Origin of the sequence: Chitinimonas sp. (assembly GCF_041904975.1) — a bacterium.
GTDB lineage: Bacteria > Pseudomonadota > Gammaproteobacteria > Burkholderiales > Chitinimonadaceae > Chitinimonas.
Map to the genome: position 1 here is coordinate 1 of NZ_JAYRLZ010000008.1, position 18519 is coordinate 18519.

At 58.6% G+C, this 18519-nt stretch carries 21 protein-coding genes; 10 read left to right on the top strand and 11 right to left on the bottom strand.

Annotated elements, in window-relative coordinates; genetic code table 11:
* From ACE3OH_RS01485 to ACE3OH_RS01505, 5 genes are all read right to left on the bottom strand, one after another.
* Positions 1-253 (bottom strand): hypothetical protein (locus ACE3OH_RS01485; protein WP_374347519.1); only part of this gene is annotated, 253 nt, incomplete at its 3' end.
* Positions 254-558: 305 nt separating this feature from the next.
* Positions 559-1395 (bottom strand): M48 family metalloprotease, encoded by an 837-nt coding sequence (locus ACE3OH_RS01490; RefSeq protein ID WP_374347521.1) that lies wholly within the window; start codon positions 1393-1395, stop codon positions 559-561.
* Positions 1396-1404: 9 nt separating this feature from the next.
* Positions 1405-1908, bottom strand: coding sequence for a hypothetical protein (locus ACE3OH_RS01495; RefSeq protein WP_374347523.1), 504 nt, complete (start codon positions 1906-1908; stop codon positions 1405-1407).
* 31 nt (positions 1909-1939) lie between these two features.
* The gene (locus tag ACE3OH_RS01500) at positions 1940-3808 is read right to left on the bottom strand and encodes a CHASE2 domain-containing protein (RefSeq protein WP_374347525.1); all 1869 of its coding nucleotides are present in this window, start codon (positions 3806-3808) and stop codon (positions 1940-1942) included.
* Positions 3809-3981: 173 nt separating this feature from the next.
* Positions 3982-4707 (bottom strand): YebC/PmpR family DNA-binding transcriptional regulator, encoded by a 726-nt coding sequence (locus ACE3OH_RS01505; RefSeq protein ID WP_374347527.1) that lies wholly within the window; start codon positions 4705-4707, stop codon positions 3982-3984.
* A 132-nt stretch (positions 4708-4839) separates the two neighbouring features.
* On the opposite strand from ACE3OH_RS01505, the gene ACE3OH_RS01510 reads away from it, so the two are divergent.
* Positions 4840-5193 (top strand): PsiF family protein, encoded by a 354-nt coding sequence (locus tag ACE3OH_RS01510; RefSeq protein WP_374347529.1) that lies wholly within the window; start codon positions 4840-4842, stop codon positions 5191-5193.
* 55 nt (positions 5194-5248) lie between these two features.
* On the opposite strand, the gene xerD is transcribed toward ACE3OH_RS01510, so the two are convergent.
* The 6 genes from xerD to ffh form a co-directional block, all read right to left on the bottom strand.
* A complete protein-coding gene (gene xerD, locus ACE3OH_RS01515; protein WP_374347531.1) occupies positions 5249-6208 on the bottom strand; it encodes a site-specific tyrosine recombinase XerD in 960 nt (319 codons plus the stop codon).
* A gap of 99 nt (positions 6209-6307) precedes the next feature.
* Complete coding sequence (gene rplS, locus ACE3OH_RS01520; RefSeq protein WP_374347533.1) at positions 6308-6688, bottom strand: 50S ribosomal protein L19; 381 nt, start codon at positions 6686-6688, stop codon at positions 6308-6310.
* 64 nt (positions 6689-6752) lie between these two features.
* Complete coding sequence (trmD, locus tag ACE3OH_RS01525) at positions 6753-7526, bottom strand: tRNA (guanosine(37)-N1)-methyltransferase TrmD (RefSeq protein WP_374347535.1); 774 nt, start codon at positions 7524-7526, stop codon at positions 6753-6755.
* A gap of 1 nt (position 7527) precedes the next feature.
* On the bottom strand, positions 7528-8088 hold the full coding sequence (gene rimM / locus ACE3OH_RS01530; protein WP_374347537.1) for a ribosome maturation factor RimM: 561 nt from the start codon (positions 8086-8088) through the stop codon (positions 7528-7530).
* 27 nt (positions 8089-8115) lie between these two features.
* Positions 8116-8358: a 30S ribosomal protein S16 gene (gene rpsP, locus ACE3OH_RS01535; protein ID WP_374347602.1), complete on the bottom strand. Its 243-nt coding sequence runs from the start codon at positions 8356-8358 to the stop codon at positions 8116-8118.
* Positions 8359-8469: 111 nt separating this feature from the next.
* A complete protein-coding gene (gene ffh / locus ACE3OH_RS01540) occupies positions 8470-9819 on the bottom strand; it encodes a signal recognition particle protein (protein WP_374347539.1) in 1350 nt (449 codons plus the stop codon).
* Positions 9820-9904: 85 nt separating this feature from the next.
* On the opposite strand from ffh, the gene ACE3OH_RS01545 reads away from it, so the two are divergent.
* The 9 genes from ACE3OH_RS01545 to ACE3OH_RS01585 all read left to right on the top strand — a co-directional run bounded on the left by ACE3OH_RS01545 (position 9905) and on the right by ACE3OH_RS01585 (position 18508).
* Positions 9905-10726, top strand: a complete 822-nt coding sequence (locus ACE3OH_RS01545; protein WP_374347542.1) for an inner membrane protein YpjD — start codon at positions 9905-9907, stop codon at positions 10724-10726.
* A gap of 73 nt (positions 10727-10799) precedes the next feature.
* On the top strand, positions 10800-12053 hold the full coding sequence (locus ACE3OH_RS01550) for an HlyC/CorC family transporter (RefSeq protein WP_374347544.1): 1254 nt from the start codon (positions 10800-10802) through the stop codon (positions 12051-12053).
* A gap of 118 nt (positions 12054-12171) precedes the next feature.
* The gene (gene pilB, locus ACE3OH_RS01555) at positions 12172-13896 is read left to right on the top strand and encodes a type IV-A pilus assembly ATPase PilB (protein ID WP_374347546.1); all 1725 of its coding nucleotides are present in this window, start codon (positions 12172-12174) and stop codon (positions 13894-13896) included.
* Positions 13897-13923: 27 nt separating this feature from the next.
* Positions 13924-15147, top strand: coding sequence for a type II secretion system F family protein (locus ACE3OH_RS01560; RefSeq protein ID WP_374347548.1), 1224 nt, complete (start codon positions 13924-13926; stop codon positions 15145-15147).
* Between the two features lie 4 nt (positions 15148-15151).
* On the top strand, positions 15152-16000 hold the full coding sequence (locus ACE3OH_RS01565; RefSeq protein ID WP_374347550.1) for an A24 family peptidase: 849 nt from the start codon (positions 15152-15154) through the stop codon (positions 15998-16000).
* 10 nt (positions 16001-16010) lie between these two features.
* Positions 16011-16616, top strand: a complete 606-nt coding sequence (gene coaE / locus ACE3OH_RS01570; protein ID WP_374347553.1) for a dephospho-CoA kinase — start codon at positions 16011-16013, stop codon at positions 16614-16616.
* A 79-nt stretch (positions 16617-16695) separates the two neighbouring features.
* On the top strand, positions 16696-17454 hold the full coding sequence (gene zapD / locus ACE3OH_RS01575) for a cell division protein ZapD (RefSeq protein WP_374347555.1): 759 nt from the start codon (positions 16696-16698) through the stop codon (positions 17452-17454).
* Positions 17451-17657: a DNA gyrase inhibitor YacG gene (locus ACE3OH_RS01580; protein ID WP_374347558.1), complete on the top strand. Its 207-nt coding sequence runs from the start codon at positions 17451-17453 to the stop codon at positions 17655-17657. The genes zapD and ACE3OH_RS01580 overlap by 4 nt, the downstream gene beginning before the upstream one ends.
* 95 nt (positions 17658-17752) lie before the next feature.
* Entirely contained in the window at positions 17753-18508 is a 756-nt protein-coding gene (locus ACE3OH_RS01585; RefSeq protein WP_374347559.1) for a GNAT family N-acetyltransferase, read from the top strand.
* The last annotated feature ends 11 nt before the right edge of the window (positions 18509-18519 follow it).

The following is an 18519-nucleotide window of genomic DNA, read 5'->3' on the forward strand; positions in this document are numbered from 1 at the left end:
CGCCGCTCAAGCCGTCAAACGCCGCCGACCAGCTCGCCCCGGCATCGCTGCTTTTATAGATACCCACATCGGTCGCCACATACAGATTGCCTGCCGCATCACCCGCCACACTACCGCTTGCAGCACCGCTCAAGCCACTCAAACCACTGCCCTGCTGCCAGGTTCCGTCTGCCCATGCCAGTTGCAAGCCGGCCGCCATTGCCGTGGCGGTCAGGTATACAAGCAATCTACCCAAGGTGGTGAATCGCATCATTATGTTTTGCCTTATCAACCGTGATTTCATCTCTACTCCCCCGCCAGATCGCCTTACCATCCAGGCCAGATGCCGGCCCGGCATTCTGGTGAACCACACCCGGCACGTCGAGCCATTTTGCCGCCAAGGGCATTATTCACCGCTGCGCTGACTCAAGCTGTGAACTGGCTCACTGGCCAAGCAGAAGCGGCTCCGGCGAGCGCAATATCGCGCCGCCAGATCGAACAAATAGACAAGGGCGCCTTCGGCGCCCTTGTTGCTGACCAATCGATCAGCTCAACTTCGCAGCATCAATAGAAATACGATCAATGCTTCATCTTGGCAAAGCGCGGCACATCGTCCACCGTCTTTTCCAGACCATCGAAACGATCGCCCATCGCGGCGCCAAGTTCATCAAGGCGGGCGGACGGGGTGGGGTGGGTCTTGAACATCAGGGCGAAGGCGCCATCGGTGGGGATTTCACCCAGCGTCTGCAATACGCCAACCAGACCATAGGGACTGTAGCCACCACGGGCGGCGATAACGACGCCCATGCGGTCGGCCTCGAACTCATCGCCCTTGTCCAGACCACGTGCATACAGCTCGGTGCCGGCCTTGAATGCCTTGCTCAACAGCTGGCTGTCGCGCGAGCCTTTTTTATCGGCCACCGCCTGGGCCAGATCGCCCAGAGCCTCGCGCCCCATGCCGCCCTGGATCGCTTTCAGATGGTGCTTTTGCAGGGTGTGGGAAATTTCGTGCGCCAGTACGCCAGCCAGCTCCGACTCATTGCGCAAGCGATCGAACAGGCCCTTGGTGATAAAGATGTAGCCGCCGGGCATGGCAAAGGCATTGATATTCGGGCTGTCGATCACCGCGAAATGCCATTTCAGGCCGCTGCGCTCGGTCTGGCTGGCCAGCCAGGTGCCGATGCGGTTTACATAGCGCTGCAATTCCGCATCTTTGACCAAGGGGGCAGCACCAAGCAGATTGGAGGCAATGCCGGCACCGATTTCCACTTCTTCGGCTTCGCCGATTTCCTTATTGGCATCGACCGCCTTCTTGCCGATTTCCAGTGCCTTTTGCAGATTGCCCAGATCGAAAGCCTGCACATCCACAGCCAGGGCGAGCGCTACCAGTGATAGCCATTTTTGCAATTTATTCACAATGCGCTCCTAGCGGTTCTTGTCGCTCTTGGCGAGATAGGCCAGATCACGGTTGGCAGACAATTTGCCAGCCTTGGCAAACTTCGCCGCCTCATCGCTGCTGCTGGCATAGCCATCGAGCTTGGCCAGCTCGGCCGGATTGGGCTGGGCATTGCGCAGATCATCCTCAGACAGTCCCTTGACGCCCGTGGTGACCGTGGTACCGGAACTGCCGGTCTTGAACAGCGACACCCCGGCCAGCAGGCCGCCGCCGCCATCGCTCTTGGTTTCGCCGCTGCCGGTGCGCACATTGAGCATCTTCAGCCAGCCCGCTTGACCATCGCGGGTTTTGACCTGTATCCACGCGCCTTGGCGCGTCACGATTTCCACCGAGGTTTTGTCGCCCACCTCGGCCACCTTGGCGGCATCGCTGAACGGCTTTTGCTTGAGTTCGCTGGCTTTCAGCACCGTACCCATTTCGGCCGCCTGCGCACTTGCCACCAGGGCCAATCCAATCCACCAACTTCGCTTCATTGTTGCGCTCCTTGAAGTTTGAGCTCACTTATCAATGGTCAGACGCGGTCTGACCGGTTTGCAAGGTGGGTTCGAACAAGCGTACCAGCTGTTCGCGTCCCTTTACATGATGCTCGCCGCAGTCGCGGTATTGGAACACCTCGCCGGCCGCTTGCCGGGTGCTTTCCGACACCAGCACTCGGGCAATGCCCTTGGTTTGCCCTTCGATGCGGCTGGCGAGATTGACCGTATCGCCAATCGCCGTGTAATCGAGGCGGTCTTGCGAGCCGATAAAGCCGATCACCGCCGGGCCAGAATTGAGGCCGATGCCGATATCGAAATCCTGGCCCAAGTCGGTGAGCTCTGCCTTGAAGCGTTCCAGCGCCTGCGACATCTCGATGGCGGCGGCGATGGCATGGCGGGCATGGTCGGGGTCGCCCACCGGCGCGCCCCAGAACGCCATGATCGCATCGCCGATGAATTTATCGAGGGTGCCGCCATGACGGAAGATGATTTCCACCTGGGTAGAAAAATAGCGGTTCAGCAGCGACACAATCGCCTGCGGCGTGCGCGTTTCCGACAGGCTGGTAAAGCCGCGGATATCGGAAAACAGCACGGTCACATCGCGGCTTTCTGCGTTGAGGTCGGCATTGATTTCGCCACGCGCCACCAGGTCGCCTACCACGCGCGGATCGAGGAAACGACCGAACATGCCCACCGCCTGCTCGCGCTGTGCGCGCTCGGCCAGATAGGCGAGCAAGGCGCATAGCCAGAAAAAGCCCCAGGCGAAGGCAAAGGGCGCAAATAGCGGCAGCAGCCAGCCCTGACGCAACGCAAGCCAGGCGGCCAGCCAGGCAAGTGCGGTGAACAACAGCAGTGCCAGTGCAATACGGGTGGCATTAAGGCCGGCACGAAACGCCAGGGTCAGCACCAGCAATAACAGCAGCACCAGTGGCAGCGCCACGATGCGCGGCGGCTGGTTCAGCCAGTCTCCAGCGCGCAGATTGTCGATGGCGGTCGCCAGGATATCGACCGCCGGATAGACGCTGGCCAAGGGCGTTATGCGCAAATCCTGCAAACCCGGCGCTGCGGTGCCGATCAGCACCACCTTGCCGGCAAACTCATTGGCTGGCCGTTGTGGTTTTTCCCTTTGCGCATCCTGATACAGGTCGGCATAGGAGATATGGCGCCACGCATGCCGCCAGTTGAGCAGATATTGCTCGCCCGATGGCGCCTGCCAGCCAAAGTCGCGGGCCAAGCGTGCCGGCATCGACGGAAAGCGCCAGCCATCGCGCTCGCGGTAAAGATAGTAGTGGCGACCGACCCGGTCGCTGTCTTCAGCGTAATTGATCAAGCCACCGCGCATGGCTTCCGGGTGTTTGTACTGCAGCATCACCAGCGGCAGCAACAGGGGAATGCGCGCATCCTTCCGGGCGGCCGGCCCCGGCTGAGCGCCGACCGAAGCCGGCAGCTGCGCCACCGGTCCGCCGAGGCCGCTATCGGCCAGCGCCATGGCCAGATAGACATTGCTTTGTGCGGCAACCGCGTCGGCAAACAGCTGGTCATGCTCGGGCCGGAAGATATCCGGCTCGTTGAAATGAAAATCGAACACGATGGCCTGCGGCTTTTGCCGCGCCAGGTAGTCGATCAACTCGGCATGGACCGAGCGCGGCCACGGCCAGCTGCCTGCCTGCGCATTCATTTCTTCCAGCGAGCGCTGGTCGATATCGACCACCACCACCTGTTCACTCGCCGGCCGCCCGGCGGCCTGCAGGCGTAGCAGCACGTCACCGCCGCGCTGGTCGACCACGGTAGTCGCAGCCAGCCAGGCATAGTCCAGCACCACCAGCACGGTTGCCAGCAAGAACCAGTGCACATAGGAAAATTTGCCGAGGCGTGTGTGCAGGCTGCGTAGCGTCATGGCACCTTTCAGTGAAGGCATTACCCCGGCGGATAACAGGCTTGGGCCATGGTGTGTAGAAACACTGGCTTGAAAACCCGTGTTTTCGCGGCTGGGGCCGCACCTACCGTTCCTGGCGCATCAATACCGGGCTGGCAAATACAAAGGCCGGCAAATGCCGGCCTGCTACTCAATTACTCATCCATCACGGCAGAGGTATAAACCTCTTGCACATCATCGAGGCTTTCCAATGCATCGATCAGCTTTTGCATCTTGATCGCGTCATCGCCGCTCAGCACCGTTTCGGTACCCGGCTTCATGGTGACTTCGCCCATTTCCGCCTTGAAACCGGCTTTTTCCAGCGTTTCCTTGATATTGACGAATTCATAGGGCGGCGTGATCACTTCGATCGAGCCGTCGTCATTGGTCAGCACATCATCAGCGCCGGCTTCCAGTGCCGCTTCCATCAGGGCATCTTCATTGGTGCCGGGGGCGTAGATCAAATAGCCGCAGTGCTTGAACTGGAAAGCGACGCAGCCGTCGGTGCCCATATTGCCGCCGTATTTGGAAAAAGCATGGCGCACATCGGCAACGGTACGGGTCTTGTTGTCGGTCATGCAATCGACCATCACCGCCGCGCCACCGATGCCATAGCCTTCGTAGCGGGTTTCGATATAGTCGACGCCTTCCAGATTGCCGGCGCCGCGATCGATGGCGCGCTGGATATTGTCCTTGGGCATATTGGCGCCGAGCGCCTTGTCCACCGCCAGGCGCAGGCGTGGGTTGGTATTGGGGTCCGGGTCACCGAGCTTGGCCGCGACGGTGATTTCCTTGATCAGTCGGGTGAACAGTTGCCCGCGTTTGGCGTCCTGACGACCCTTGCGGTGTTGAATATTTGCCCATTTGCTATGGCCGGCCATGCTGAAACCTCTCGCAGGGTTGATATCAATTAAGCGCGCGATTTTAGCACAGGCCCTGCGCCGGTTTGCCGCCCATGGCGCCCTCGCCTACACTCGTGGCGTCTTTTCCCCTAACCGCATCAGGAGTGACTCATGCAACGTTTCGCCATCGCCTTTGCCCTTGTCGCCAGCCTCGGTCTTGCCCACGCCGCTGATGAAGCCAAACCGGCCACGCCACAGCAGGAAAAAATGAAAGCCTGCAATAAGGAAGCCACTGGCAAGAAGGGCGATGAGCGCAAGCAGTTCATGTCGAGCTGCCTGAAGGGCCAGGCTGCAGCCGCTGCCGACAAGCCGGCGGACAAGCCCGCCGAAAAGCCGCTGGACAAGGCCGCGGACAGCAATAAGGCGATGAGCCAGCAAGACAAGATGAAGGCATGCAATAAGGAAGCGGTCGGCAAGAAGGGCGATGAGCGTAAAGCCTTTATGTCCGAATGCCTGAAGAAGTAGCCCGGAGCTGCACCTCGCCTCGCCTGTACAAGCCCGCTGCTGCGGGCTTTTTCATTCAACCTCGCGGATGATGCTGCGCATGCAGCGCCGCCAGGCGGGTCTTGGCGACATGGGTATAGATCTGCGTGGTGGTGATATCGGCGTGGCCAAGCAGCAGCTGCACCACCCGCAAATCGGCACCGTGGTTGACCAGATGGGTGGCAAAGGCGTGGCGCAGTACATGGGGGCTGAGGCGGTTGGCGGCAATGCCGGCACGCGCCGCATAGCCTTTGACGATATGCCAGAAGCCTTGCCGGGTCATCGGCTCGCCGCGACCATTCAAAAACGCCACCGGATGGGCGCACCCGCCCAGCAGCACCGGGCGGCTGTCCTGCAGATAGCGCTGAAATGCCAGCTGCGCCATATCACCCAAGGGAACCAGGCGCGTCTTGTCGCCCTTGCCATGCTCGATGCGGATCACCCCTTCATTGAGGCCGATCGCCGCCATTGGCAAAGCGACCAGCTCCGACACGCGCAAACCGGTCGCATACATCAGCTCGAACATGGCCGCATCACGCACGCCCAGCGCAGTATCGCGATCGGGCGCCGCCAAGAGCGATTCGATTTCCGCCTCGGACAATACCTTGGGCAAGGGGCGATTCAGGCGCGGCCCGTCGAGATCAACGGTCGGGTCGGCATCCAAAATCTCTTCATCCAGCCAGTAACGGTAATAACTACGCAGGGCCGACAGCAAGCGCGCCCGCGATGCCGCATTCTTGCCACGTGCCAGCGGGGCTAGCTGGCGCTTTTGCGGCTCTTGCAGATTGGCGGCCGCCTCATATTGGGCCGCCATCTGCGCAAGGAAATCGCGCACCGCATCCGCACTGGCAGCAAAGCTGTCCAGCTCGTGCCCGGCCAGCCAGGCCGCCCACTGCTGCAAATCACGGCGATAACTATTGGCGGTGTGCTCGCTCCAGCCATTGGCGAGCCAGGCAGCATCAATAAAGGTATCGATACGATCGGTATCGGCGGTCATTGCAGTGCTCATCGCGCCATTATGCGGCAGCGCCAGCGCAATAAAAAACGCGAGCACCTTGCGGTACTCGCGTTTTCAGCCAGACAGGCAGCCTGCAAATTACTGTGCAGCAGCCACAGTCTTGCGTGCCGGCAGCTTTTCCTTGATGCGAGCAGACTTGCCCGAGCGATCGCGCAGGTAGTACAGCTTGGCACGACGCACATCACCACGGCGCTTCACTTCAACCGAAGCCACCAGCGGCGAGTAGGTCTGGAAGGTACGCTCAACGCCTTCGCCCGACGAAATCTTGCGGACGATGAAGGAGCTGTTCAGGCCACGGTTACGCTTGGCGATCACCACGCCTTCGTAAGCCTGCAGACGTTCACGGTTACCTTCCTTTACCTTCACCTGAACGATGACGGTGTCACCAGGGGCGAATTCGGGAATGGTCTTGCCCAGACGGGCGATTTCTTCTTGTTCCAGCTTTGCGATGAGATCCATCGTCAATACTCCAGTTGTGAAGCTTGTTCCTTCTGCGAATCGTGTCTGCGCTTGCGCGCCATGTTCACGACTCGGGATGACGCGGCTGCAGATCCTGTTCGGACTGGAATTCGCGCAGAAGCCGAGCTTCCTCTTTTGTCAGTTGGCGGTCTTTCAGAAGCTCCGGGCGACGCAACCAGGTGCGACCCAGCGCTTCCTTCAGGCGCCAACGCCTGATCGCCGCATGATTGCCCGAAAGCAGGACTTCCGGAACCATCATGCCGCGATATTCTTCGGGACGGGTGTAATGCGGGCAATCGAGCAACCCGTCCACAAAACTGTCTTCCTGCGCCGAAGCGGCGTCGTTCAGCACGCCCGGCAGCTGACGCACGATGGCGTCGATCAGCACCATCGCCGGCAATTCGCCGCCCGACAGCACATAGTCGCCGATGGAGATTTCCTCATCCACCTGGCGTTGAATCACTCGCTCGTCGATGCCTTCATAGCGGCCGGCCAGCACAATCAGCCCGGGCTCGGCCAGCAGCCGCATCACCATTGCATGGCACAGGGGCGCACCCTGCGGCGACATGTATACGACGCGCGGCTCGACCACGCCGTCGGCCTGTTGCGCTTGTCGCGCAGCGGCAATGGCATCTTCAAGCGGCTGTGGCAGCATCACCATGCCGGGGCCGCCACCGTAGGGGCGATCATCGACACGACGATAGTTGTCGCTGACGAAATCTCGCGGATTCCAGCAGCGCAAACCAAACAAACCCTGATCTTTCGCCCGCTGGGTAATGCCATGCGCGGCAATCGCCTCGAACATGGCGGGAAAGATCGTTACCAGGTCAAAGCGCACCTTAGTAATCCAGGCCCCAGTCGACCGTGATCTGCCGCGCGGCCAGATCCACCGTATCCACTACCGGGCCGACAAAGGGCACCAGGCGCTCCACAGCGCCATCCTTGACCACCAGCACATCATTCGCACCGGTTTCCAGCAGCTGTTCGACCACACCCAAGCGCTCGCCTTGCCGGTTGACCACCGCCAAGCCGATCAGATCGGCCCAGTAGTACTCACCTTCGGCCGCGGCCGGCATCTGGGAGCGAGGCACCGCCACCGTCATGCCCTTCATGGCAAAAGCGATGTCGCGATCGCTGATACCAGCCAGCTTGACGCTCAACTGCTTGGGCTGGACATTGCTGTCCTCGACCTGATAAGCGCGCCACTGACCATCGCGGCCCAGCCACCAAGTCTCGTAATCGAGCAGACTGTCGCTGAACTCGGTGCTGGCAACCACTTTTACCCAGCCACGGATACCGAAAGCACCTGCGACAAAACCCATCGGCACCAGATCAGCCGGCACGCCGGCGGACGGGTCGATGGGTTGCGCACGCGCCGGCTTGGGGTCGGCGGACTTCACCACAGCAGACTCTTTGGAAAGAGTCAATTAAGCAGGCAGACGCTTGACCAGCTTCTTGACGCTGTCAGCCAGCTGCGCGCCGTTGCCGATCCAGTGGTTCAGACGGTCAGCGGCAATGCGCAGACCTTCTTCGCCTTCTTTGGCAACCGGGTTGTAGAAGCCGATGCGTTCAATAAAGCGACCGTCACGGCGGCAGCGCTTGTCAGCCACAATCACGTTGAAGAACGGACGATCTTTGGCGCCACCACGGGCAAGACGAATCACAACCATTTGTTTGTTCCTGAAAGTCGGAAGGCGGAAAAAGGGGGCGATGTTAGCGCGCAGACCAACAACACGCAAGAAATACTTTTAACTCAAGCGATTAGCGGCGCCCATCGATCGTCACATGCCCGGCAGCATGCCCTTCATGCCCTTCATCATCTTGAACAGATTCTTGCCGGAGAACTGCTTCATCATTTTCTGCATATCTTCAAACTGCTTGAGCAGGCGATTCACCTCCTGCACCGATACCCCGGCACCCGCCGCGATACGCCGCTTGCGATTGGCCTTGAGCAACTCGGGTTTGCGGCGCTCCAGCGGCGTCATGGAATTGATGATGCCCTCGACGCGGCGCATCGCCTTTTCCGCCTCCGGCCCCTGCATGGCCTGGCTCATCTGCCCCATACCGGGCAGCTTGTCCATCAGGCCGGCCATGCCGCCCATCTTCTTCATCTGCTGCAGCTGCAGCTTGAAGTCTTCCAGATCAAAGCCCTTGCCGGACTTCATCTTCTTGGCCAGCTTTTCCGCCTCTTCCACATCAACCGTCTGCTGCACCTGCTCGATCAGCGACAGCACATCGCCCATGCCGAGAATCCGCGATGCCATGCGCTCCGGATGGAAGGGCTCGAGGCCATTGACCTTTTCGCCGACACCGATGAACTTGATCGGCTTGCCGGTCACATGACGCACCGACAGCGCCGCACCACCGCGCGAATCGCCATCGAGCTTGGTCAGGATCACCCCGGTCAGCGGCAGCGCCTCACCGAAGGCGCGTGCGGTATTCACCGCATCCTGGCCCTGCATGGCGTCCACCACGAACAGGGTTTCCACCGGATTGAGCGCTGCATGCAGCTGCTTGATTTCCGCCATCATCGCCTCGTCGATCGCCAGGCGGCCGGCGGTATCGACAATCAGCACATCAAAGAAATGCCGCTTGGCATGATCCAGCGCCGCGCGGGCAATATCGATCGGCGCCTGCGAGGGATCGGACGGAAACCATTCCGCCCCGACCTGGCCCGCCAGCAGCTTGAGCTGCTCGATCGCCGCCGGGCGATACACGTCGGCCGACACCACCAGCACTTTTTTCTTCAGCTCGTCCTTGAGCCGCTTGGCCAGCTTGCCGGTGGTTGTCGTTTTACCCGCACCTTGCAAGCCTGCCATCAACACGATGGCGGGAGGCACGGCTGCCAGATTGAGTGCATCGTTATGGTCGCCCATCAGCTTTTTCAGCTCATCGTGCACCACACCGATCACCGCCTGACCCGGGGTCAGGCTACCCATCACATCCTTGCCTAGTGCCCGCTCCTTCACGTCGGCAACAAACTGCTTGACCACCGGCAAGGCCACGTCGGCCTCCAGCAGGGCCATGCGCACCTCGCGCATGGCATCGGCAATATTGTCTTCAGTCAGCCGCGCATGGCCGCGCAGGGATTTGACTACATGGGAGAGGCGGTTTTGCAGATTGTCGAACATGGGCGATTCTCGGTCGGCACCGAACGGTGCTCTGTTACACTCAAGCCGCGAAGTTTACCTGACTTGCTCCACCAGATTCCGTCCCATGACAAATGCTCCGTCTTTTTATGGCCCACTGGTCTGGCTGGGCTACCTGGCCCTTGCTGTATGGCTGATCACCAGCCGCCGCCAGCCGGACAGCCGCTCTGCCCATACCCAGCGCCACGAACACGCCGCCATCGGACTGCTGCTATTGATCCAGGCACCACTGGTTTTTGCGCCACTGATGAGCACACAGCCTCATTTTGGCGCCAGCGAGGCCTTGGCCCTGCTTACCTGGTCAGCCACCCTGATTTACTGGACCGCCGCATTCTCCTTGCGCCTCGAAGGGTTGCAGCTGATCCTGATTCCGGTCGCCACCACCAGCCAGGCTATCGCCCTGCTGCTTCCGGCTGGCCACGCAACCCCCTGGCTTGCCGCGCCGCTAATGCAATTGCACTTTGCCATTGCCATGCTGGCCTATGCATTTTTTGCCGTTACCGCCGGCCTGGCAGTACTGATGTGGGTTGCCGACCGCCAACTGCACCGCCCCGCACAAAGCCTGCTGAGCCAGCTGCCGCCACTGATCGCCCTTGAGCGGCTGCTATTTCTGACCATGACGTTGGGCCTGGCCCTGCTCACCGCCACCCTGGCCACTGGCACCCTGTTTACCGAAGAGCTGTTTGGCGCGCCGTTCCGCCTGAACCACAAGCTGGTGTTTTCGGTCAGTGCCTGGCTGGTATTCAGCGGTTTGCTGTGGGCGCGCCGTGCCCGCGGCCTTCGGGGGCGCGCTGCCGCTATTGGCACGCTGACCGGATTTTCCTTCCTGCTGCTGGCCTATATAGGCAGCCGCTTTGTGCTCGATATCGTACTGCAGCGCGCCGGCTGAATCGCCGCCGACGCATTTGACAGCCCCCCGGCCGCTGCCGAGAATCAGCACTCCTGTTTTTTGACGAGCTATTTTGGACGCGATCCCCTTATCGGCCCTGGTGCTTGCCCTGGTTGCCTGCCTGCTGACCTCGGCGTTTTTCTCCGCCTCCGAAACAGCCATGATGGCGATCAATCGCTATCGCCTGAACAGCCATGCACGCGAAGGCAACCGCCTCGCCATCCGCACCGGCTTGCTGCTCAAGCAGACCGACAAACTGCTCGGCGTGATCCTCCTTGGCAACACCCTGATCAATACCCTTTCCGCAACACTTTGTACGCTGATCACCGCCAAACTGTTCGAGGGTAACGAATTCGCTCTGGGCATCGCCACCTTGCTGGTCGCATTTGCCATTCTGGTAGTCAGCGAGGCGGTTCCCAAGGTGCTGGCAGCCGCCTATCCACAACCGATCGCCTATGGCGTCAGCTATCCGCTCAGCTTTCTGCTCAAGCTGTTCTACCCGGCAGTCTGGTTCGTCAATCTGTTTGTAAGCGGCCTACTGAACTTGTTGCGACTCAAACGCCCCAGCGGTGAACACACACCGCTATCGCGCGAAGAACTGCGCATGATGGTGCTGGAAGCTGGCCACTTTATCGAGAAGAAGCACCACAGCATCCTGGTCAATCTGTTCGAACTGGAAAACATTTCGGTGGATGATGTGATGGTGCCGCGCCATGCCATCGAGGCAATCGACCTGAGCGCGCCGATCGCCGAAGTACGCCGGCAGCTGGCCACCTGCCACCACACCCGGCTACCTGTGTACGAAGGCGACCCGGACAATGTGCTGGGCCTGTTGCATATCCGCAAAGTCCTGAACACCAGCCTCGATGACATCAGCATAGAACGGCTGCGCGAGGTGATACGCGAGCCCTATTTCATCCCGGCCAGCACCCCGCTATTCACCCAGATGCAGGCCTTCCAGGAAAACCATCGGCGCATAGGCCTGGTCGTCGATGAATATGGCGAACTGCGCGGCCTGGTTACGCTGGAAGATATCCTGGAACAGATGGTGGGAGAGTTCACCAGTAACGCCCCGGGCTACAGCACGCAGATCAAGCCACAGGACGATGGCAGCATCCTGGTGGATGGCAAGACCAGCTTGCGCGAACTGAATCGCAAGCTGGGCACCCCCTTCCCGCTGGCAGGCCCGAAGACGCTCAACGGCCTGATACTCGAGTATTTTGAAGACATTCCCGATGCCGCCACCTGCCTGGAAATATCCGGCATTCGTATGGAAATCCTGCAAACCCAGGACCGCAATATCAAGAGCGTAAAGCTGTATCGCTAAGCGCAAACCAAGCATGGACGCGCCTTTTCGCCTTTACAGGCGAACTTGACAAAGGCATTATTTGTGCCAGCCTCCATACATTCAGCCCTGCATTCGACTCGAGATTCAAGACAACATCATGGCGCAGGCACCGTCCTCACTCCCTGGTATCGCCAGGGCGCTGGTTCAGCAAGGCAAGCTGCTCGATGCCGATGCTGAGGCCATCTATCAGCAAGCCCAGAGCAGCCATCGCAATTTCATCGCCGCGTTGATTGCCAGCAAAAAGCTCACCGGTCTGGAAGTGGCCGAGTTTGCAGCCAATACCTTTGGCTATCCGCTGCTTGACCTGGCGCAGGTTGACCACGCCTATATCCCGCCCAATGCGCTCGATGCCAAGCTGATGCAGTCACGCCGGGTGGCGCCGCTGTTCAAGCGCGGTACCAAGCTGTTCGTCGCCATTTCTGATCCGACCAATCTGCAAGCATTGGAAGATGCCAAGTTCCAGACTGGCTCGATGATCGAACCGGTGGTGGTGGAGGACCCCAAGCTTGGCCAGCTGATCGACAAGCTGGTCGAAGCATCCGGCGCCAATGTCAAGGAAATGGCGGCCGACCAGGAAGATCTCGATCTGGGTGGCGGTGATGAAGCGGAAGAGGTTGCCGCCCAGGAAGCCGCCAATGCCAGCGCCGAAGTCGATGACGCGCCGGTAGTGCGCTACATCCAGAAGATCCTGCTCGATGCCATCAATGGCGGCGCCTCCGACATCCACTTCGAGCCTTTCGAGAAGTTCTACCGCATCCGCTACCGGATCGACGGCGTATTGCGCGAAGTCGCGCAACCGCCGCTAGCCATCAAGGAAAAGATCGCTTCGCGCATCAAGGTGATTTCCAAACTCGACATTTCCGAAAAACGCGTCCCGCAAGATGGACGCATGAAGCTGGTGCTGTCGCGCACCCGCGCCATCGACTTCCGGGTATCGACCCTGCCGACCCTGTTCGGCGAAAAAATCTGTATGCGGATTCTCGACCCGAGCTCCGCTACCCTCGGTATCGACGCCTTGGGTTATGAGCCGGAACAGAAGGCCGCCCTGCTAGACGCTGTTCATCGCCCCTATGGCATGGTGCTGGTTACCGGCCCGACCGGCTCCGGCAAGACTGTATCGCTGTATACCTGCCTGAATATCCTCAATGAGCCCGGCATCAATATCTCCACCGCAGAAGACCCTGCCGAAATCAATCTGCCCGGCATCAACCAGGTCAACGTCAACGACAAGGCCGGCCTGACTTTCTCGGCAGCTCTGAAATCCTTCCTGCGGCAAGATCCGGACATCATCATGGTCGGTGAAATCCGTGATCTGGAAACCGCCGACATCGCCATCAAGGCCGCACAAACCGGCCATATGGTGTTCTCTACCCTGCATACCAACGATGCACCGGCAACGCTGTCGCGCATGCTCAATATGGGTATTGCGCCATTCAATATTGCCTCCTCGGTCATCCTGATCACCGGCCAGCGCCTGGCACGGCGGCTGTGTTCTGCCTGCAAAAAGCCGGTCGATATCCCGCAGGAAGCCCTGCTTCAGGCAGGCTTTGCCGAAGAAGAACTGGACGGAAGCTGGCAGCCTTATGGCCCTGTCGGCTGCGATATTTGCAAGGGCACCGGCTATAAGGGCCGGGTAGGCATTTATCAGGTGATGCCGATTTCGGAAGAAATGCAGCGCATCATTATGGCGCAGGGCACGTCGATCGATATTGCCGACCAGGCCAAACGTGAAGGCGTAAAGGATTTGCGCCAATCCGGCCTGCTAAAAGTCAAACAAGGCCTGACTTCGCTTACCGAAGTCGAAGCCGTTACCAATCTCTAGTCCTGAAAATTTCCAGGGAGCCACAATATGGCCCAAGATAAAAAATCACAAGTAAAAGAATTCACCTATTCCTGGGAAGGCAAGGACAAAACCGGCAAGACACTCAAGGGTGAAATGCGCGCAGGTGGCGATGCGCTGGTACGCGCCAACCTTCGCCGCCAAGGGATCAATGTTACCAAGATCAAGAAAAGATCATCTGGTGGCGGGAAAAGCATCAGTGAAAAAGACATCACTTTTTTTACCCGTCAACTCGCAGTAATGATGCGTTCGGGCGTACCCTTGCTGCAGGCCTTTGATATTGTAGCAAAGGGCCACAGCAATCCTAGCGTTACCAGACTGCTGCTGGACATCAAGAATGACGTGGAAACAGGCGCCAGCCTGAATCAGGCATTTCGCAAGCACCCTTTGTATTTCGATCAGCTCTTTTGCAATCTGGTTCAAGCCGGTGAGCAGGCAGGTATTCTCGACACGCTACTGGAGCGATTAGCCACATATAAAGAAAAAATCCTGCAGATCAAGGGGAAAATCAAATCAGCCCTGTTCTACCCGATTGCGATTATCGTCGCCGCGGCGATCATCATCACCGTCATCATGATCTTCGTTATTCCAGCCTTCAAAGAGTTGTTTTCAGGCTTCGGCGCCGCGCTACCTTACCCGACCCAGGTCGTGATCGATATATCAGATGCTTTTACCAATTACTGGTGGGCCATCTTCGGTGCATTGGGCGGTATCATTTACACCTTCATTCAATTGAAGAAGCGCTCCCGCCCATTCCAGATCGCACTGGATCGACTTGCTTTGAAGCTCCCGGTATTCGGCGAGGTTATCCGCAAGGCGACGATCGCCCGCTGGACCAGAACCATGTCGACCATGTTTGCGGCAGGCGTACCGCTGGTAGAAGCACTTGACTCGGTCGGTGGTGCGTCCGGCAATATTATTTATCAGGATGCAACCAAGCGGATCCAGATGGAGGTCAGCACCGGCACAAGCCTGACTGTTGCCATGCAAAACAGCGAAGTTTTCCCGTCGATGGTGCTACAAATGGTCGCCATCGGCGAAGAGTCTGGCGCGCTGGACTCCATGCTCGGCAAGATCGCCGACTTCTTCGAGCAGGAAGTGGATGAAGCTGTCGATGCGCTGACCAGTCTGATGGAACCGATGATCATGATGACCTTGGGGCCGATCATCGGCGGCATCATCATCGCAATGTACCTCCCGATCTTCAAACTTGGCGCCGCGGTGGGCGGTTGAGGCAATGGGATTCGTCGATTTGACCAGCCTCGCTCCCATCGTATTGTTTTTTGTACTTGGACTGATTTTTGGCAGCTTCTTGAATGTCGTCATTCATCGACTGCCAAAAATGATGGAATTGGCATTCGAGCATGACTGTGCCGCCCATCAAAACCCCGAGTCGCCAGCACCAGCAATGGTCTACAACCTGGCGGTCCCACGGTCAGCCTGCCCCACCTGTGGTACGCCTATTCGTGCCATGGACAATATTCCGGTCGTATCGTGGATTTTTTTACGCGGCAAATGCCATCACTGCAAGGCTCCGATATCCGCACGATACCCGCTGGTCGAACTCATCACGGGTGTAATGTCCGCACTGATCATTGCCTCGTTCGGGCCCACACTGGGTGGTATTGGCGCGGTCGTATTTTGCTGGTTTCTGATCGCCCTGTTTTTTATCGACCTCGACACCTACTTATTGCCAGATTCCCTGACCTTGCCACTACTCTGGCTCGGACTGCTGATCAATATCAACGGTACATTTGCCCCATTGAATCACGCAGTAATTGGCGCAGTTGCTGGCTACCTGAGCCTATGGTCGATTTATTGGCTATTCAAGCTGCTCACCGGCAAGGAAGGGATGGGCTATGGCGACTTCAAACTGCTGGCGGCATTGGGTGCCTGGCTGGGCTGGCAGGCACTGCCATTGGTGATTCTTGCCTCGTCGCTGGTCGGGGCAATTGTCGGCATTGCCTTTGTTACGATCAAAAGCAAGCGATTTGACAATCCGATTCCTTTCGGCCCGTTTCTGGCGCTTGCCGGCTTGATTACCCTAGTCTGGCGCACGCCACTCACCCAAATGATCTGGGGCTAATTGATTTTCCATGTATTTGATCGGACTTACCGGCGGCATTGGTTCGGGGAAAAGCACCGTCGCTCGCTTGTTTGAATCAAACGGCGTTCCGGTTATCGATACCGATTTGATCGCCCATCAATTGAGTGCAAATGGTCAAGCCGGCGCCGAAGGTGTAGCCAAGCTTTTCGGCACTAACTACCTCGATGGCACAGGCAGTATCGACCGGCCGAAACTGCGCGAGGCAGTTTTTGCCGATGATCACCTCCGTGCAAAACTGAATGGTCTGTTCCACCCCTTGATCCTGGCAGAAGTCGAGCAGCAGATTCGGCAGCTTTCTATCAGACACGCCTACGCCATTTTGATGGTGCCCTTGCTGTTTGAAACCGGCAGCTATCGCGAGATGATCAATCGCTCTCTGGTGATAGACTGCCCGGAAGCGGTGCAGCGACAACGCGTTCGGGAGCGCGGACTGGATGATGACGCAATATCCGCCATTATGAATGCGCAACTGCGCCGCGAGCAGCGCAATCAGCTTGCTGACGATATTCTCGATAATTCAGGCAGCGCACAGACGCTGGCCAGTGAAGTCGACAGACTACATGCCCGCTATGTTCGATATAGCCAAGCCGCGTGACTGGCCACGGTGTTTGTAAAGTTGGCCTAGATCGCGCACAATCACGCTCTGATAAATTGACTCAAGCCCTCTGGCCATCGTGATCAGCTACGAATTCCCCGTCAACGAACGTATTCGAACGCTTTTGCGGCTGGAGGATTTGTATGATCGCACCGCGTATTTTGCCAATGGCCAACATGCGCTCGAGCACCATGCAGCCCTGCTGGGCCTGTTTGAAATCATGGAAGTCGCCAGTCGTGCCGATCTGAAATCAGATTTGCTGCAAGAGCTGGAAAGACAGCGTCAGGCGCTGGAAAACCTGCGCGACAATCCGCAAATCTCCGAAGAAGCGCTTGATCATGTATTGACCGAGATCGAGCAGACCCATGCCCGCCTGCTGGAGCCCTCAGGCAAATTCGCCCAGCACCTGCGCGAGAACGAATGGCTGATGACCATCAAGCAGCGCTCGGGAATACCTGGCGGCGTGTGCGAGTTTGACCTGCCCTCCTACCATTACTGGCAGCAACGCCCGGTAGCCGACCGGCAGGCATCGATACGCCAGTGGCTGGAGCCGATGCTTGCGATCAAGGATGGCATCGATATCGTGTTGCGGATTCTGCGTGACAGCGCCAAGGCGTTTCAGATGGTCGCGCGCGACGGTGCATTCCAGCAAATGTCTGGCGGCAAGACAGTCCAGCTACTGGTGGTATCGGTACCGGAATCGATCCCCTATGTGCCCGAGCTGTCGGCAAACAAATATGCGATCAATGTGCGCTTTGTCACGCCGGCCACCACATCCGAACGCCCGCGCCAAGCGGATCAGGATATCGAATTCAAACTGGCCTTTTGCAATCTATGAGCAGCCCGACCCGCATGGTGCGCTGCCCGACATGCAGCCAATCCGCCCCATGGAATCCGGCCAATCCTTATCGCCCCTTTTGTAGTGAGCGTTGCAAACTGGACGATATCGCCGGCTGGGCCGATTCCCGCTATGTCATTGCCGGAAATCCGCTTGAACTCACCGAAGCTGTCGAAAACGAACTTGCCGACCGCTGGCAATAATTTGTTAAAGACTTGGTCATTGAACTGTCACGACTTCTGGATAACTTAGACTCGTTAACGACCTGAATCGATGGATTCTAACTGGAGTCAAGTACATGCTGGATGTCGATGCACGCCCCTCCCGCAATATGCAATCCACACTCTCCGTCACGCTTGCTACTTCCGAAGATCAGGTAAGGGCGGCCCAGGCTCTGCGCTACCGGGTATTCGGTGAAGAAATGGGCGCCAAGCTCAATTGCCGCGAAGCCGGCATTGATGCCGATATCTTTGACCCCTATTGCGAGCATTTGCTGGTACGCGATGAAGCAAGCAACGAGGTGGTTGGCACTTATCGCATCCTGTCGCCCTCACAAGCAGTCAAGGTTGGCAGCTTTTACTCGGAGTCGGAGTTCGATCTGACCCGCCTGCAGCATATCCGCGCCAACACGGTAGAGATCGGCCGCTCCTGCGTCCATCCGGACTACCGCACCGGTGCCACCATTGCCATGCTCTGGGCAGGCTTGGCCAGCTATATGATTCGCAATGGTTACGAGTACCTGATCGGCTGCGGCAGCATCAGCATGGTCGATGGCGGCCACATGGCCGCAAGCATCTACCGGCAGATGCAGGAAAAAGCCATGTCACCGGTGGAATGGCGGGTATTCCCGCGCTGCCCGCTGCCCCTGGCTGCGCTCGACCAGAACGTCAAGGCACCGATTCCTGCCCTGCTGAAGGGCTACCTCAAGGCCGGCGCTTACGTGTGTGGTGACCCGGCCTGGGACCCGGACTTCAACACCGCCGATGTGTTCATCCTGTTACCGATGAGCCGCATCAATCCGCGTTACGCGCGCCATTTCCTGCCCGACAATTAAGCATCACGTTT

What these genes read in the sequence shown, in the direction of transcription:
- ACE3OH_RS01495 (WP_374347523.1), bottom strand. Translation starts at nt 1,908, where the DNA reads ATGAAGCGAAGTTGGTGGATTGGATTGGCCCTGGTGGCAAGTGCGCAG.
- ACE3OH_RS01500 (WP_374347525.1), bottom strand. Translation starts at nt 3,808, where the DNA reads ATGACGCTACGCAGCCTGCACACACGCCTCGGCAAATTTTCCTATGTG.
- ACE3OH_RS01505 (WP_374347527.1), bottom strand. Translation starts at nt 4,707, where the DNA reads ATGGCCGGCCATAGCAAATGGGCAAATATTCAACACCGCAAGGGTCGT.
- ACE3OH_RS01510 (WP_374347529.1), top strand. Translation starts at nt 4,840, where the DNA reads ATGCAACGTTTCGCCATCGCCTTTGCCCTTGTCGCCAGCCTCGGTCTT.
- xerD (WP_374347531.1), bottom strand. Translation starts at nt 6,208, where the DNA reads ATGACCGCCGATACCGATCGTATCGATACCTTTATTGATGCTGCCTGG.
- rplS (WP_374347533.1), bottom strand. Translation starts at nt 6,688, where the DNA reads ATGGATCTCATCGCAAAGCTGGAACAAGAAGAAATCGCCCGTCTGGGC.
- rpsP (WP_374347602.1), bottom strand. Translation starts at nt 8,358, where the DNA reads ATGGTTGTGATTCGTCTTGCCCGTGGTGGCGCCAAAGATCGTCCGTTC.
- ffh (WP_374347539.1), bottom strand. Translation starts at nt 9,819, where the DNA reads ATGTTCGACAATCTGCAAAACCGCCTCTCCCATGTAGTCAAATCCCTG.
- ACE3OH_RS01545 (WP_374347542.1), top strand. Translation starts at nt 9,905, where the DNA reads ATGACAAATGCTCCGTCTTTTTATGGCCCACTGGTCTGGCTGGGCTAC.
- pilB (WP_374347546.1), top strand. Translation starts at nt 12,172, where the DNA reads ATGGCGCAGGCACCGTCCTCACTCCCTGGTATCGCCAGGGCGCTGGTT.
- ACE3OH_RS01560 (WP_374347548.1), top strand. Translation starts at nt 13,924, where the DNA reads ATGGCCCAAGATAAAAAATCACAAGTAAAAGAATTCACCTATTCCTGG.
- ACE3OH_RS01565 (WP_374347550.1), top strand. Translation starts at nt 15,152, where the DNA reads ATGGGATTCGTCGATTTGACCAGCCTCGCTCCCATCGTATTGTTTTTT.
- coaE (WP_374347553.1), top strand. Translation starts at nt 16,011, where the DNA reads ATGTATTTGATCGGACTTACCGGCGGCATTGGTTCGGGGAAAAGCACC.
- ACE3OH_RS01580 (WP_374347558.1), top strand. Translation starts at nt 17,451, where the DNA reads ATGAGCAGCCCGACCCGCATGGTGCGCTGCCCGACATGCAGCCAATCC.
- ACE3OH_RS01585 (WP_374347559.1), top strand. Translation starts at nt 17,753, where the DNA reads ATGCTGGATGTCGATGCACGCCCCTCCCGCAATATGCAATCCACACTC.